This window comes from Methylobacterium pseudosasicola (genome assembly GCF_900114535.1).
GTDB classification, from domain to species: domain Bacteria; phylum Pseudomonadota; class Alphaproteobacteria; order Rhizobiales; family Beijerinckiaceae; genus Methylobacterium; species Methylobacterium pseudosasicola.
Genome location: NZ_FOTK01000009.1, coordinates 64,530 through 79,360, shown reverse-complemented (window position 1 = coordinate 79,360; position 14,831 = coordinate 64,530). Strand labels below are relative to the sequence as shown.

The following is a 14,831-nucleotide window of genomic DNA, read 5'->3' as shown; positions in this document are numbered from 1 at the left end:
ATCCTCGTGCCGGCCCGCCGATGAAGGGCGTCCGAGCCGGCCCGTCAACGCCGCGGGACCCGTCCGGTCCCGTTCGCGCGCCGGTGACGCGCCGCGGCCACGCCCCATGCTTCCCATCGCCCGGGCGGCCGAATTGTCTTGCGACTCAAGGGACGGATGATCCTTCCTAAGGCCATGCTTACACCCACACGACCCGCGACGCTCGCGGCCGGCGCCCTGCCGGTGCTGTTCGTCCCGATCTGGGCAACCGGCTTCATCTCCGCCCGGGCCGTGATCCCGCATGCCGATCCGCTGGGATTCACGGCGGTCCGGTTCACCGGGGTCGCCGTGCTGCTGGCGCTGATCGCGACGGCGTCCCGGGTGCACTGGCCGAAGAACCGGGCCGGCTGGCGCGATCCCATGGTGGCGGGCTTCCTGATGCAGGGAGTCTACCTGTCGGGGGTGTTCTGGGCGGTGAGCCGCGGGCTGCCGGCCGGGATCGCCGCCCTGGTCGGCAGCCTTCAGCCGCTGCTGACGGCCCTGTTGGCGCAGCCGCTGCTGGGCGAGCGGGTCAGCGGCCGGCGGGCGCTGGGGATCCTGCTGGGCTTTGCCGGGGCCGGCCTGGTGCTCGCCCCGAAGCTCGGCGCCACGGACGCCTCCGGGATCCCGCCGGCTGCCTTGGCGGTCAGCCTCCTGGCGGTCCTGGCGCTGACGCTGGGCACCCTCTGGCAGAAGCGGACCGGCGGCGGCGGCGACCTGCTGGCCAACGCGACGCTGCAATTCGTCGGCGGGATGGCCTGCGCGATCCCCCTGGCGCTGGCCTTCGGCCATGCCGAGATCGACCCGGTGACGCCCCTCTGGCTCGGCCTCGCCTGGGCGATCCTGGTCAACTCGGTGGCCGGCATCCTGCTGCTGCTGGCGCTGATCCGGCGGGGCGCGGTGGCGGGCGTCGCAGCCCTGTTCTTCCTAGTGCCGCCGGTGGCGGCCGTGCTGGGCTACCTGCTGTTCGGCGAGGTGCTCACCCTGGTGCAGGTCGCCGGGATGGCGGTGGCGGCGCTCGGCGTCGCGGTGGCGAGCCGCGCCTGAGCCGCCGGCCCTGCGACGGAAGGCCCGGAAACACTTCCTCGATTCGCGGCTTGGTGCGCGGGCCACGATGGCTCGGGTCACCACCGGGAGGAGCGAGGATGGATCAGGACAAGCCCCGCGAGATCCGCCTCGCCCTCGACGCAATCCCCCTCGGCGGCAAGGCCGAGGGCAAGGCCGGCGAGGACACGGTGCTGTTCGTGCGCGATACCGACGGCGTGCGTGCCTTTCAGGCCAAGTGCCCGCATCTTGGGGCGCCGCTGGCCAAGGGCGAGATCTGCGGCGGCCGGCTCTACTGCCCGTGGCACAAGGCGGCCTTCGCGCTCGCCGACGGCAGCCTGGAAGAGCCGCCGGCCCTCGAGCCACTCACCCGCTATCCCGTCCGGATCGAGGGCGACGAGGCGGTCGCGACGCTGACCCCCGAGCCCGCCTCGGCCAAGCGGGCCGGGTCGACCATTGGGAAAGTCCTGATCGTCGGCACCGGCGCCGCGGCGGTCGCCTGCGTGACCACGCTCCGGCGCGATGGTTTTCCGGGGGCGATCACGATGGTCGGTCGCGAGGTCTCGCCACCTTACGACCGGACCAAGCTGTCCAAGCAGTTCCTGGCCAAGCCGACGCCCCCCGAGAAGACCCTGCTGGAACCGGACTTCGCCGCCGCGCACCGGGTCGAGCGCATCCAGGGCGAGGCGACCCGGATCGACCCGGCCGCCCGCAGCGTCACTCTCGCGGACGGGCGAGTGCTGACCGGCGATGCGCTGGTGATCGCCACCGGCAGCCGGGCGGTGGTGCCGGATTTTGGGGGGACGGACCTTCCGGGCGTCATGACGTTGCGCAGCCTCGACGATGCGGTGCGGCTGAGCGACGCGGCCGAGCGCGCCAAGCGGGTGGTGGTGATCGGTGCCGGCTTCATCGGCCTGGAGGCCGCGGCCTTCCTGACCAAGCGCGGCCTGTCCGTGACGGTGCTGTCCCGCGAGGCGGTGCCCTTCGCCAAGCGCTTCGGCGAGGCGGTGGGGGCGGGGCTGAAGCGCTACCATGAAGGCAACGGCGTAACCTTCGTGACGGGACAGGTCGCGCGGATCACCGGCACCGAATCCATTGAGGCGGTCGAGACGGAGGCCGGCATGCGGCTGCCGGCCGACATCGTGTTGATCGGCGCGGGCGCCGCGCCGGAGACCGCGCTCGTCGCCGGGGTGGAGCCGGACCAGCAGGGCGGCCTCCCGGTCGGCTCCGACCTGAAGATCGCCGACGGCGTCTGGATCGCGGGCGATATCGCGGCCTTCCCGGAGCGCGGCAGCGGGCTCACCGCCCGCATCGAGCACTGGCGGCTGGCCCAGCAGCACGGGACCCACGCGGCCAAGGCGATCCTGGGCGCGACGGGCGCGTTCTCCGGCGTGCCGTTCTTCTGGAGCAACCAAGGGGACAAGCGCCTGGATTACAGTGGCTACGCGCCGGGTTTCGACCGGATCATCCTGCAGGGCGATCCGGCGGAACTGGACTTCATCGCCTACTACGTCCGCGAGAACCGGGCGGTGGCCGCCTGCAGCATCGGGCGCAACCCGGCCTTCACGGCGTTCCTGCACCTGCTGGGCGAAGATCGGGTGCCGAGCCCGGAGGCGATCGAGGCCGGCGCGGATCTCCCCGCCCTGGTGTGATCCCGGTTGCGCCGCGTACCGTCCTCATACGCGCGGCGATGAGACCCAGGACGGCGTGAGGCCAATGGGCGTAGCGTTCCCGGATCACGTCGCCGGGCTCGTCCAGGCGATCGTTTTCAATGAGACGGCCGCCTGGGAGCCGATGGAACTGGTTCCGGCAGCCCGTCTTTCGACACACGCCGCCCGCCGTCCGAGAAGCCGGGCCATCCTGGGAGGCATCATGAATTCGATCGTCGTCGTTGCCCTGATCTGTGCCGCCTCCGTCCAGGCCCCGGACTGCTCGCGCGACACCGCTCTGGACGTGATCACCGGCCCAGCCCACACCCTTCAGGAATGCCTGATCCAGGGTCCGGTTCTGGCGGCCAATGCCGGTTTCAAGGGCGAGGACGGCGCCTATGTGAAGACCCGCTGCGAGCAGAAGCGCTGAACGCGAGCGCATACCGCTGAAGTGGGTGGCCGATTCGACGTCGATGAGCGCGTCAAAACCCGACGGCCTTCAACTTCAGTTCAAGACGCGGCAAATGAAATCTGCTTCGGCCTCGACGTCGGACGGGTTAGAAGACACGATCCAATAAAACGCCACGCGAGCAAAAATCATGTCCGCATCCCCCGCCATCCAGACAGAGCCGCAGGACGTCGTCAGCCTCACCAAGGCCGCCGGCGAGAGCGCGAAGGCCCTCGTGGCGGAGGCCACCAGGCGAGTGCGGACACGCATCCTCGGCACGGACGGGCGGATCGATACCGGCAAGCTCGAAGCCCAGCAGCACGCCGCCCATGGGCTGGCCTGGCTCGCGACCTACGCGGAGGCGGTGGCCGAGCTCGGCGGCTATGCCGAGCGTCTCCAGGCCGAGGGCCGGTTCGGCGAGACCGAGACGCTGCTCGTGCGGATCGGCGCCGGCGAGTATCTCGATCAGCTGTTCTCCGGCATCCCGATGAGCCAGGGCGAGATGGTCCGGCCGACCGGCTCGCTCGGCCTCTCGGCCAAGGAGGTGGCGCAGTACCGCTCGGACGCGGTCGAGGCCCTGATCGCCGAGGGCAACACCCCGGAGAACCGCGCCGCCCTGGTGGCTCTGATGCGCGAGGGCGGCGGCTCGGCCACCGTCGGCGCCTCGGGCCTCGACGAAGACATGGAGGCGATCCGCTCCGAGATGCGCCGCTTCGGCAAGGCCGAGGTGGTCGAGCAGGCGCATGAGTGGCACCTGAAGAACGAATACATCCCCATGGAGGTCGTCACCAAGATGGCCGAGCTGGGCGTGTTCGGCCTCACCATCCCGGAGGAATACGGCGGCATGGGTCTGCCCAAGACCGCCATGTGCGTGGTCTCGGAGGAGCTGTCCCGGGCCTATATCGGCGTCGGCTCGCTGGGCACCCGCTCGGAAATCGCCGCGGAGCTGATCCTGTGCGGCGGCACCGAGGAGCAGAAGCACCGCTTCCTGCCCAAGATCGCCTCGGGCGACATTTTGCCGACTGCGGTGTTCACCGAGCCGAACACCGGTTCGGACCTCGCTTCGCTCCGCACGAAGGCCGTCAAGGACGGCGATGTGTGGAAAATAACCGGCAACAAGACCTGGATCACCCATCCGGTCCGAGCCGACATCATGACCGTGCTGGTGCGGACCAAGCCCGAGGAGAAGGGTCATCGCGGCCTCTCGATGCTGATCGCCGAGAAGCCCCGGGGCACGGATGAGGATCCGTTCCCGGTCCAGGGCCTGTCGGGCGGCGAGATCGAGGTGCTCGGCTACCGGGGCATGAAGGAATACGAGCTGGCCTTCGAGGGGTTCGAGGTGCCCGGCGGCAACCTGCTCGGCGAGGTCGAGGGCAAGGGCTTCGCCCAGCTGATGCAGACCTTCGAATCGGCCCGAATTCAGACCGCGGCCCGGGCCATCGGCGTCGCTCAGTCGGCTCTCGACGTGGGGCTGCGCTACGCCGAGGAGCGGGTCCAGTTCGGCAAGGCCCTGGTCAGCTTCCCCCGGGTCGCCGACAAGCTCGCCATGATGGCGGTGGAGATCAACATCGCCCGCCAGCTCACCTACTTCTCGGCCCGCGAGAAGGATGCCGGCAAGCGCTGCGACCTGGAGGCCGGGATGGCCAAGCTGCTCGGTGCCCGCGTCGCCTGGGCGGCCGCCGACAACGCCCTCCAGATCCACGGCGGCAACGGCTTCGCGCTGGAATACCCGGTCAGCCGGATCCTGTGCGACGCCCGCATCCTGTCGATCTTCGAGGGCGCCGCCGAGATCCAGGCCCAGGTCATCGCCCGGCGTCTGCTCGAAGCGGCCTGACCGACCGCGAACCAGAGGTCTCGGGGGCTCTGCCCCCGAACCCCACCAAAGGGCTGAGCCCTTCGGGAACCCGCTACTTGGTGATCTTCACCGAGACCGGGTCGCTCGACGGGAACGTCTCTTCGAGGGCATCGTCGAGGCGCTCGTCCATCTTCTCCGGCTTGTTGGCGGGGTTGGTCTTGTCGCCCGGCTTGGCACTGCCCTGCTGGAAGCCGGGCTTGGTCTCGTTCTTCAGCTTGTGGTCGTCGGCCATGTCTCTCGCTCGTCCGTGACGGGTGCACGCAGGGTGCCTGTGCGCGTCAACGCGACGGAGCCAGGGTGTTTCCGGTTTTTTCGAGCGCAGGGCGTATCAATCGGGCCGTCGCGTCAGGTCGCCGCCACCGCCCGGCCGGGCGATAGCCGCGCCGCGCGGCCTCGTGCAGAAGCCTCACGCATCACGGTCTCGTAGACGCCGGTCAGCCGGTCGAGATGGACGTCCGGGGTCAGGGGCGCGGTCCAGTAGCGGTCATGGGCCGCCCGGCCCATCCGGGCGGCAAGGGCGTCGTCGGACAGGCTGCGCAGATGCGCGGCCAGCGCATCGGGATCGCCCGAGCGGAACCAGAACCCGGTTTCGCCGTCGACCACCGCCTCCCGGCCCGCGCAGGCATCGCTGACGATCACCGGCGTGCCGCAGGCGAGCGCCTCGTAGACGGTGAGCGGCTGGCCCTCGTACCAGACGCTCGGGAAGACCAGTGCCCGCGCCTGCCGCATCAGCGCCTGCACGGCGGCGGGATCGCGCCAGCCGAGCATCACCGCCTCGGGATAGCGGGCGGCGAGATCGGCCCGCTCCGAGCCGTCGCCGACGAACACGGCCCGGACTCCGGCCCGCCGGGCGGCTTCGGCGAAGATCGGTGCACCCTTCTCCGTCGAAATCCGACCGGCGAACAGGAAATCGCCCGGCGGGCCTTCGTGGATCGGTGCCTGCGCCACCGCGATCGGGTTGTCGACCCGGTGGAACACGGTGCCGCCGGGCATCAGCGGCCGGACCACGCTCTCCTGCAAATCGCTGATCGTGACGACGTGGGAGAACAGCTCCGGCAGCCGGGCGACATGTGCGAGTCCGGCATGGCGGATCATCCGGGCGACCTTGCGCGGATAGCTGCGCGCGTCGCATTTCGCCAGGATGCAGGAGGCCGACATCGGTGTGCGGTGGCAGATCGCCTGCTCCGGATAGGCGTAGAACCCACCGGTCGGGCAGACCAGGAAGAATTCGTGCATCGTGTAGAGGCAGGGCAGGCCAGAGGCCCGCAGGGCCGGGCCGATGGCCGGCGAGAGCGCCTTGGCGAAGGCGTGGACATGGACCAAGGTGTCGCGCGGATCGCAGGCGGCGAGTTCCGCCGCCAGGGCCCGGGCGGCTGCTCCGTTCCAGATCGCCTGGGCCGCGAAAGCCAGCTTGTTGCGCGTCGTCGTGACGTCGTCCTGATCCAGGCAGACCACCCGGATGCCGGCGGGTTCCAGCCGCGGATCGACCGGACCCACTGCGGCGAACAGGCTGACGCGAAAGCCCCGGGCGGCGAGCCCCAGGGCGGATTCGATCGCGACCTTGGCCTGGCCGCCGTTGATCGCGGCATGGTCGGCGACGAGGACGACGTGCACGTCAGAAGTTCCGTCGTTCTGATCCGGGGTGAAGACCTGTAACGATTGCCGGTTGATCCTCCGTAAACCCGCCTGGATTTATCATCGCCGCAGATCCTGCCGAGACAAGTCATGCATGTCGTGATCCTGGCCGAGTTCGCGACCGCCAGCGGCGGGGCGGAGAAGGTCGCCCTCGAATCGGCCCGCGGGCTCGCCGAGGCCGGCCTGGCGGTGACCTATCTCCAGGCGATCCCGGGCCCGGTCGATCCCCTGCTGGACCACGAGAACATCCGGCGGATGGAGCTCGGCCTGCCCGACATCTGGTCCCTGGGCGGACTCAAGGCGGCGGCCACCGGGATCTGGCACGCCGCCGCGGCCCGTGCCCTCGAGGCGGCGCTCCGACAGCTTCCGGCGGCGCCGGATTGTGTGCACCTGCACCAATGGACCCGCGCCCTGTCGCCGGCGGTGTTCCCGGTCCTGTCCCGCCTCGGCGTGCCGGTCATCGTCACCCTGCACGATTACGCCCTGGCCTGCCCGAACGGGGTCTATTACCGGTTCGACCGGGCCGAGCCCTGCGGGCTGGCGCCGCTCTCGGCGGCGTGCCTCGCCGCGCCCTGCGACCCCCGCAGCCGGGTGCACAAGCTCGTGCGCGTCGCCCGCGCGGGGGCGCTCCGGCAGGCGCTTCATCGGCGCCCGCTCCACGTCGTCCATGTCTGCGATGCCAGCCGGCGGCGGCTCGGTGACCTGCTCGGCGGCTACACGCTGACCCATCACCGCATCGACAACCCGGTCCGGGTCGCGGACGGGCCAGCCGCCGATCCCGCCCGGGGCGACGCCATCGCGTATGTCGGGCGCCTGACCCGGGAGAAGGGCGCCGACCTCGTCGCCGACGCCGCCCGGGCCGCCGGCCTTCCGGCCCTGTTCATTGGCGCCGGTCCCCTTGAAGCGGAGTTGCGCGCCAAGCCCGGCGTCGAGGTGATCGGCTGGCAGGCGCCCGAGGCTGTCTGGGCCCTGCTGCGCCGCCGCGCCCGGGCGCTCGCCGCCCCGTCGCGCTGGTACGAGACCGGGCCGCTCACGGTCTACGAGGCCCTGACGGCCGGTATCCCGGTGGTCGCCTCCGATCGGTCCGGGGCAGCGGAGAAAGTCCGGGACGGACGGACCGGCTTCGTAGTCGCCCCCGAACTCGGCGCCCTGACGGCGGCCTTCTCGGCGCTGCGGGACGATACCTGTGCCCGCACCCTCGGGGCGAATGCCCGAGCTCGGTTCCGCGCGGCGCCGATGACGCTCGCGACCCATGCCGCCGCGCTCCGGTCCCTCTATGCCGGGCTCGTCGGCAAAGGCGCTGGTGCAATGCACCATGACGGGGCCGAGGCCCGGACCGGAACCGGGTCGGCCTGAGACCGAATCAGTAAGTCTCCAAGCCGGGCCGAACGCCTATAGACAGCCCATAGGATTGATATACAGAGGCCTCACATCGGTGTGGCCGCTCCAAGACGCGGCGTGTAACGGTCGAGCTTTATCGACGTCGATTGCGTTGCCGGCAGCGCGGTGCGAAGACTGCGCGGATACCGGAATCCGGCATTTTATCCGGATTTTCAGGGTCGGACCGGCGCTCCGAATATGCACTTGACTTCTTGTTGCGGTGCAACATATAGAAGCGCGTCACCGCGGACGCAGATCGGCGTCCCACTCCGAGAAAGCGTGCTGGAGACTCTGATGCAGACCCCGAACTTCGAGATCCCGACCGAGATGCGCGACTTCGCCGAGAAGAGCGTCGACCAGGCGCGCAACGCCGTCGGCACCCTGCTGACGAACGCCATCAAGGCGACCGAGCAGGCCCAGGCTTCGGGCCAGACTTTTCAGTCGACCATGACGGCGGCGGTCTCGAAGGGTTTCGAGCACGCGCAGAGCAACGCCAACGCGACCTTCGACTTCGCCCAGAAGCTGGCGCGCACCAAGGACCTGCGCGAGGCGTTCGAGCTGCAGTCCGAGTTCGTTCGCAGCCAGTTCGCCGCGCTCCAGGCCCAGGCCAAGGATTTCGGCGCCCTCGCGCAGCAGAACATCGCCCGCTGAGGCGTCCCGGTCCGCCCCGGCGGACGGGTTAAGATCAAGCCGGTGCCCGGTCCGACAGGATCGGGCACCGGTGCCGGGTCCCGGGGTCTGACGGGATATCGCATCCTCCCCGTGATCCGCCGCCGCTGGGCGGACGATGCCGAACACGGTCTTCCCCGCCGGCTGCCGCTCCGTCAGGGAGCCGAACCGGACGAGGAGGAGATCGCCCAATGGGAAAGCCGCGCCGACCGAAGGGGCCCCGCGCCACCTGGGACCCGAAGCCGGATCTCGATTCGGAGAGCCCCACGCTCCGCGCCGTGCCGCCCACCGACACCGCCATTCCGGCCGCCGCTGTTTCCGAGGCCATGGAGATGAGCGCGGAGTCGAGCGAGGACGATGCCGGGCCCGACGCTCCGGCCGAGGCCAAGCTTCCGGTGGCCGCCCTGGTCCCGCCCGTCACAAACCTGCCCGTCCCCGTTCCGCCCGCAACGCCTGTCGTGATTGAGGCCATCGCCAAGGGCGGCCCGGTTACGTTCGCGTCCGACAGCACCGGGATCGGCGCAACGATCGCGAGCTACATGCGCGGCGAGGGCGAGGCCGCCGTCGCCCATTTCCGCGCGCTCACGCAGGTCCGCACCCCGGCCGATCTGATCCGCCTGCAAGTGGGCGAGGTCCAGCGTGCCGCCGATGCCTCGTTGACCTGCTGGAGCACCGTGTTCCGCAAGGCGAGCCGCATGGTCCCGTTCCGCTGACGCGCGGGAGCGCGCCGGAGCCCCTGCTCTGACTGGCTTGCGGGGTGGCGGATGGGGACATAATGTCCAATCTGTCCATTTCCGGAGCGACGCCATGCGATCCTGGCAGGCCGCCGACGCCAAGCAGAATTTCGGCCGACTGGTCGATGCAGCCCAAGAGGGGCCGCAGATGCTGCTCAGGCATTCCGAGCCGGTCGGGGTCGTGCTGTCGATGGAGCATTACGAGCGCCTCAAGGCGCAAGCCGATGCCGAGTTCGCGAATTTCCTGCTGACCTCGCCGCTGGACGAGACGGATTTCGACAGGAATGTCGGCATGAGCCTGTCCGGTGGCTGAGCCGCCGGCCGCCTGGATCGTCGATACGAACGTCATCTCACGACCGCAGGCGACGAAGGATGATCCGGATCCGCCGGTGTCGCGTTGGATCCGGCGCAACGCCCATCTGATCCGGATCAGCGCCGTGACCATCGCGGAAGTTCGCCGTGGGCTCGCCTTGGAAGCCGTGCGGATCGAGCGCTTGAAAGACGTGCGGGCCAGACGGCGCGATCAGGCGGTGCTCGACATCAAGGTGGCCTGGTACAAGCAGTTGAGAACCCGCTTCGCCGACCGCGTCGTTGCGATCGATGCCGACGTGGCCGAACGTTGGGCCGATGTCTCGGTCCGGTTTCCCTCCCTGCGTGATGGCGACAAGGCCATCGTCGCGACGGCGCTGGTCCATCGCTATGGGATCGCGACGCGAAACCTGTCGGATTTCAAGGCCTCGCAAGTGCCGCTCGTGAATCCCTTCGACCCGGCCACATGGTGGGACGCGGATTCCGCGCCGACGACAGCTCCCGAAGGCGATTGATCGGCTGGGCGTCAGAAAACCTCACCGAACCTGGTTCGCTCCGACGCACGATCGCCATGTTCAGGCTGTCGCATAGGGGCGACATGCACGGCCGCATCGAACCGCACCGGGCAACGATCGATTAACCCTATCGCTCCTATGCCTGATCGGAGGGCGCGGGAGATGAATCCGGACCGATGCCGAGCCGCGCGCACCTGATCCGTTCCGCCTTTCACGGCCTCTGCCTCGTTCTGGCGCTGGCGGGGGCTCCGGTCCTTGCCCAGAACGGCGACAAGCCTGCCGCCCCGGCGCCCGCGATCGCCATCGGGGCGGATCTCGCGAGCCAGGCCGGCACCACGCGACTCACCCTGACCCTGTCCCGGGCTGTCGACGCCCGCGGCTTCGTGATGGAGCGGCCGGACCGGGCGGTGATCGACCTGCCGGAGGTCAACTTCCAGCTCGAAGCTGGGACCGGGCGGCGCCGCGAGGGCGTCGTGCAGTCCTTCCGCTACGGCTTGTTCGCCCCCGGCCGCTCCCGGGTGGTGATCGACCTCGCCGCGCCGGCCACGATCGGGCGGATCGAGACCGTGACCCGGGCCAAGGACGGCGCCGTGCTGATGACGATCCCGCTTCAGCGGGTCGAGCGCGAGGCGTTCCGAAAGGCGGCCGCGGCCAGCGATCCCGCCCCGGCCCAGGCGCGTAGCGCCGCCCCCGAACCCGCCGACCAGCGCCCGCTGATCATGGTCGATGCCGGGCATGGCGGGACCGATCCCGGGGCGATCGCGGTGGGCGGGGTGTTCGAGAAGGACATCGTGTTCGGCTTCGCGCAGGCGCTGGTCGAGAAGCTGGAAACGAGCGGCCGCTACCGGGTCCGGATGACCCGCGACCGGGACGTCTTCGTGCCGCTCGCCGACCGCGTCCGCCTCGCCCGGGAGGCCAAGGCCGACCTGTTCGTGTCGATCCACGCGGATTCGATTTCGGCAGCGCCCCAGGTCCGCGGCGCCACCATCTACACCAACGCCGAGAAGGCGACCGACATCGAATCCGCCCGGCTCGCCGAGCGCGAGAATAAGGCCGACGCCGCGGGCGGGACCGATGCCGCCGAGGCGCCCCCGGACATCGCCGACATCCTGCAGGAGCTGACCCTGCGCGAGACCCGGGGCTTCTCGTCGGGCTTCGCCCGCACCCTGATGGGCCAGCTCGCCCCGGTGATGGAGATGAGTTCCAAGCCCCACCGGGAGGCGCGCTTCATGGTGCTGCGCTCCCCCGACGTGCCAAGCGTGCTGGTGGAACTCGGCTATCTGTCGAGCAAGCGCGACCTGGAGATGCTGCAATCGCCGGAGTGGCGGGCGGGGGTCACCGGCTCCATGGCCAAGGCGATCGACCTGTTCTTCGGCAACCGCGCGACGCTCAAGGCGCCGACGATCACGCGTCGCTCGGCCGCCATCGCCCCAGTTTTACCATAGATAGAGTGTCGATACGGGACGTCCGACGCCCCGTCGCACCGCCGCTGAACCGGCAATTCGAGGGGGCCTCACGGGAGCGTCCGGGAGCCGACCGCGTCGAACACGGACGCCCGTGCCGGATGAGCCGAACCCGGCATGCGGCCGGGCCCAGCGACGAGCGGAACACCGGATGCGTCTGATCCTTCGTTTCTTCGGGATCCTGTTCAGCGCCGGCGCGGTGCTGTTCGTGGTCGGCGCCGCGGCCGGCGGCTACTTCTACTGGAAGTACAGCCAGGACCTGCCCGACCACGCCGCGCTCGCCAATTACGAGCCGCCGGTGATGACCCGCATCCACGCGTCGGACGGATCGCTGCTGGCCGAATATGCCCGCGAGCGCCGGCTGTACCTGCCGATCCAGGCAATGCCGAAGATCGTGGTCGCGGCCTTCCTGTCGGCCGAGGACAAGAACTTCTACAAGCACGGCGGCATCGACCCCGAGGGGATCGTGCGCGCCTTCCTGACCAACGCCAAGTCGGGCAAGCGCCAGGGCGCCTCGACCATCACCCAGCAGGTCGCCAAGAACTTTTTGCTGTCCTCCGAGCAGACCTATGACCGCAAGATCCGGGAAGCGCTGCTCGCCCTTCGGATCGAGGCGGCCTACTCCAAGGACAAGATCCTGGAGCTCTACCTCAACGAGATCTTTTTGGGGACGATCGTCCCGGGCCGCAACCTGCACGGCGTGGCGGCGGCCGCGCTCGATTATTTCGGAAAATCGGTCCACGAGCTGACCATCAATGAGGCCGCCTACCTCGCCGCGCTGCCGAAGGGGCCGAACAACTACCACCCCTACCGCAAGACCCAGGCGGCCCTCGACCGCCGCAACGAGATCATCCGCCTGATGGCGGAGAACAGCTACATCACCAAGGAAGAAGCGGACGCGGCCAAGAAGATGCCGCTCGGGGTCAACCCGCGGGTCGCCTTCCCGAACGCCGCCAACGCCAACTACTTCACCGAGGAAGTCCGGCGCGAGATCTCCGAGCGCTACGGCGAGAAGAAGCTCTACGAGGGCGGCCTCTCGGTGCGCGCGACCCTCGACCCGAAGATGCAGGCCTGGGCCCGCAAGGCCCTGGTCGACGGCCTCGTGCGCTACGACCAGGCCCATGGCTGGCGCGGCGCCGTCACCAAGGTCGACCTGACCGGACGCGACTGGGGCATGGCGGCGGCCGAGGTGCCGGCGCTCGGCGACGTGGCGCCCTGGCGGCTCGCCGTGGTGCTGGGCAATGGCGGCGGCGGCGTGCAGGTCGGCCTCCAGCCCCGGCGCGAGGCGTCGGGTCAGGTCGGCAAGGACCGCGAGACCGGCGTGATCACCCCGGACGGCATGCGCTGGGCCGGCCGGCCGAACCTCCAGCCCGGCGACATGGTCTATGTCGAGGCGATGGAGGGCGGCCGGGGCCAGTTCCGCCTGCGCCAGAAGCCCGAAGTCTCCGGCGCCATCGTGGCGATGGATCCGAATACCGGCCGCGTCCACGCGATGGTCGGCGGCTTCTCGTACGATGAATCCGAGTTCAACCGCGCCACCCAGGCGATGCGCCAGCCCGGCTCGTCGTTCAAGCCGATCGTCTACTCGGCGGCGCTGGACAACGGCTACACCCCCGCCTCGATCGTCCAGGATACGCCGATCACCATCGAGGCCGGCCCCGGCCAGGAGGCCTGGACCCCCTCGAACTACGACGGCAAGTCCGGCGGCCCGCATACCCTGCGGTACGGGATCGAGCATTCGAAGAACCTGATGACGGTCCGGCTCGCCAAGGATGTCGGCATGCCGCTCATCGCCGAATACGCCCGCCGCTTCGGCGTCTACGACGATCTGCTGCCGGTGCTGCCGATGTCGCTCGGCGCCGGCGAGACCACGGTCATGCGCATGGTCACCGCCTACTCGATGCTCGCCAATGGCGGGCGCCGCATCCGGCCGACCCTGATCGACCGGATCCAGGACCGGATCGGCGAGACGATCTACCGGCACGACAACCGCAAGTGCATCGGCTGCGACGCGGAGAAGTGGTCCGGCCAGGACGAGCCGAAGCTGGTGGACGATTCCGAGCAGGTGCTCGACCCGCTGACCGCCTACCAGATGGTCTCGATCATGGAGGGCGTGGTCCAGCGCGGTACGGCGACCCTGCTGAAGCAGATCGGCAAGCCGCTCGCCGGCAAGACCGGCACCACCAACGACGCCAAGGATGCCTGGTTCGTCGGCTTCTCGCCGGACCTCGCGGTCGGCATCTATATCGGCTTCGACAAGCCGCGCTCGCTGGGCGATCGCGCCACCGGCGGCGGCCTCGCGGCGCCCATCGCCCTCGAATTCCTGAAGACGGCCCTCAAGGACAAGCCGCCGACGCCGTTCCGGGTGCCGCCGGGGATCAAGCTGATCCGCGTGAACCTCGCCTCCGGCACCCGCGCCGGTTCGGGGGAGGGCGCTGGCACGATCCTGGAGGCGTTCAAGCCCGGAACCGCGCCGCCCGATTCCTACGTCGCCCCGGCCCAGAGCGCCGCCCCCGCGGCGGTCCCGGCGGATCCCGACCGGGCGGCGCAGGCCGGCGGGCTCTACTGAGGAAGCGCGCGGGTCCCCTCTCCCGACAAGCCTAGCGGATTCACACATCGGCTTCTGGGCGGCGCGTAGCTTGAAAAGAAGTTTGGTCCGGAGAGGGCAGGCGCGCACCCTCCCCCCTCTGCGGGGGAGGGTGGCCCCCGAAGGGGGTCGGGAGAGGGGAGCGCCGCTTCCGGAAAGGGTGCGACAGGCGTGAAACCCGCCATCGTCGCGCTGCCCCTCTCCCGACCCCTGCTGACGCAGGGGCCACCCTCCCCCGCAGAGGGGGGAGGGAGCCGCGCGTCCCCGACCGTTGCCCTCTTCCGTCGAGGATGTGTGAACATCGTAGCCCCGCAAGCGGGCGAGGGGATCCCCGCTCACGCACCGGAGCTGAAACTGAGGCTACCGCCGAACAAAAGGACCGAGCCCCCATCTGTGAAGCCGCCAGCCCGCAGGGGAGGGAAGAAAGGGCCTGCGTCATTCCGGACAGAAAAAAGCCGCCCGGTTGGGGGCGGCTTGGGAGAGTCATCAGGGAGGCATCAAACAGAGCGGACGGAGATGTCCAAC

General features: G+C 69.7%; 13 protein-coding genes. 11 read left to right on the top strand and 2 right to left on the bottom strand.

Annotated features, from left to right (window positions below):
• Window positions 1–174 precede the first annotated feature (174 nt).
• The 4 genes from BM228_RS11445 (at window position 175) to BM228_RS11430 (ending at window position 4,993) form a co-directional block, all read left to right on the top strand.
• Window positions 175–1,065: a DMT family transporter gene (locus BM228_RS11445; RefSeq protein ID WP_244537105.1), complete on the top strand. Its 891-nt coding sequence runs from the start codon at window positions 175–177 to the stop codon at window positions 1,063–1,065.
• A gap of 98 nt (window positions 1,066–1,163) precedes the next feature.
• Window positions 1,164–2,714, top strand: a complete 1,551-nt coding sequence (locus BM228_RS11440) for an FAD-dependent oxidoreductase (protein ID WP_092040114.1) — start codon at window positions 1,164–1,166, stop codon at window positions 2,712–2,714.
• A gap of 220 nt (window positions 2,715–2,934) precedes the next feature.
• Window positions 2,935–3,141 carry a hypothetical protein gene (locus BM228_RS11435; protein ID WP_092040341.1) on the top strand — a complete coding sequence of 69 codons (207 nt, stop codon included), beginning with the start codon at window positions 2,935–2,937 and terminating at the stop codon, window positions 3,139–3,141.
• 169 nt (window positions 3,142–3,310) lie between these two features.
• On the top strand, window positions 3,311–4,993 hold the full coding sequence (locus BM228_RS11430; protein ID WP_092040113.1) for an acyl-CoA dehydrogenase family protein: 1,683 nt from the start codon (window positions 3,311–3,313) through the stop codon (window positions 4,991–4,993).
• Window positions 4,994–5,066: 73 nt separating this feature from the next.
• On the opposite strand, the gene BM228_RS11425 is transcribed toward BM228_RS11430, so the two are convergent.
• Together BM228_RS11425 and BM228_RS11420 are read right to left on the bottom strand one after the other, a co-directional pair.
• Window positions 5,067–5,246, bottom strand: coding sequence for a hypothetical protein (locus tag BM228_RS11425; protein WP_092040111.1), 180 nt, complete (start codon window positions 5,244–5,246; stop codon window positions 5,067–5,069).
• A 113-nt stretch (window positions 5,247–5,359) separates the two neighbouring features.
• Window positions 5,360–6,628: a glycosyltransferase family 4 protein gene (locus BM228_RS11420; RefSeq protein WP_092040110.1), complete on the bottom strand. Its 1,269-nt coding sequence runs from the start codon at window positions 6,626–6,628 to the stop codon at window positions 5,360–5,362.
• 111 nt (window positions 6,629–6,739) lie between these two features.
• Here BM228_RS11420 and BM228_RS11415 point away from each other — a divergent pair, with 111 nt between their 5' ends.
• From BM228_RS11415 to BM228_RS11385, 7 genes are all read left to right on the top strand, one after another.
• Window positions 6,740–8,005 carry a glycosyltransferase gene (locus tag BM228_RS11415; protein WP_092040107.1) on the top strand — a complete coding sequence of 422 codons (1,266 nt, stop codon included), beginning with the start codon at window positions 6,740–6,742 and terminating at the stop codon, window positions 8,003–8,005.
• A 318-nt stretch (window positions 8,006–8,323) separates the two neighbouring features.
• Complete coding sequence (locus tag BM228_RS11410; RefSeq protein ID WP_092040105.1) at window positions 8,324–8,680, top strand: phasin; 357 nt, start codon at window positions 8,324–8,326, stop codon at window positions 8,678–8,680.
• Between the two features lie 209 nt (window positions 8,681–8,889).
• On the top strand, window positions 8,890–9,411 hold the full coding sequence (locus tag BM228_RS11405; protein WP_092040102.1) for a hypothetical protein: 522 nt from the start codon (window positions 8,890–8,892) through the stop codon (window positions 9,409–9,411).
• Between the two features lie 94 nt (window positions 9,412–9,505).
• Window positions 9,506–9,745: a type II toxin-antitoxin system Phd/YefM family antitoxin gene (locus BM228_RS11400; protein ID WP_092040100.1), complete on the top strand. Its 240-nt coding sequence runs from the start codon at window positions 9,506–9,508 to the stop codon at window positions 9,743–9,745.
• The gene (locus tag BM228_RS11395) at window positions 9,738–10,256 is read left to right on the top strand and encodes a PIN domain-containing protein (protein ID WP_092040097.1); all 519 of its coding nucleotides are present in this window, start codon (window positions 9,738–9,740) and stop codon (window positions 10,254–10,256) included. Before BM228_RS11400 ends, BM228_RS11395 begins: the two co-directional genes overlap by 8 nt.
• Before the next feature lie 176 nt (window positions 10,257–10,432).
• Window positions 10,433–11,701 (top strand): N-acetylmuramoyl-L-alanine amidase, encoded by a 1,269-nt coding sequence (locus BM228_RS11390; protein WP_092040094.1) that lies wholly within the window; start codon window positions 10,433–10,435, stop codon window positions 11,699–11,701.
• Between the two features lie 169 nt (window positions 11,702–11,870).
• Window positions 11,871–14,288, top strand: coding sequence for a penicillin-binding protein 1A (locus BM228_RS11385; protein ID WP_092040091.1), 2,418 nt, complete (start codon window positions 11,871–11,873; stop codon window positions 14,286–14,288).
• Window positions 14,289–14,831: the final 543 nt, after the last annotated feature.

Excerpts from the sequence above, each read along its gene's own strand:
- BM228_RS11445 (WP_244537105.1), top strand. The coding sequence starts at position 175 with ATGCTTACACCCACACGACCCGCGACGCTCGCGGCCGGCGCCCTGCCG.
- BM228_RS11440 (WP_092040114.1), top strand. The coding sequence starts at position 1,164 with ATGGATCAGGACAAGCCCCGCGAGATCCGCCTCGCCCTCGACGCAATC.
- BM228_RS11435 (WP_092040341.1), top strand. The coding sequence starts at position 2,935 with ATGAATTCGATCGTCGTCGTTGCCCTGATCTGTGCCGCCTCCGTCCAG.
- BM228_RS11430 (WP_092040113.1), top strand. The coding sequence starts at position 3,311 with ATGTCCGCATCCCCCGCCATCCAGACAGAGCCGCAGGACGTCGTCAGC.
- BM228_RS11425 (WP_092040111.1), bottom strand. The coding sequence starts at position 5,246 with ATGGCCGACGACCACAAGCTGAAGAACGAGACCAAGCCCGGCTTCCAG.
- BM228_RS11415 (WP_092040107.1), top strand. The coding sequence starts at position 6,740 with ATGCATGTCGTGATCCTGGCCGAGTTCGCGACCGCCAGCGGCGGGGCG.
- BM228_RS11410 (WP_092040105.1), top strand. The coding sequence starts at position 8,324 with ATGCAGACCCCGAACTTCGAGATCCCGACCGAGATGCGCGACTTCGCC.
- BM228_RS11405 (WP_092040102.1), top strand. The coding sequence starts at position 8,890 with ATGGGAAAGCCGCGCCGACCGAAGGGGCCCCGCGCCACCTGGGACCCG.
- BM228_RS11400 (WP_092040100.1), top strand. The coding sequence starts at position 9,506 with ATGCGATCCTGGCAGGCCGCCGACGCCAAGCAGAATTTCGGCCGACTG.
- BM228_RS11390 (WP_092040094.1), top strand. The coding sequence starts at position 10,433 with ATGCCGAGCCGCGCGCACCTGATCCGTTCCGCCTTTCACGGCCTCTGC.
- BM228_RS11385 (WP_092040091.1), top strand. The coding sequence starts at position 11,871 with ATGCGTCTGATCCTTCGTTTCTTCGGGATCCTGTTCAGCGCCGGCGCG.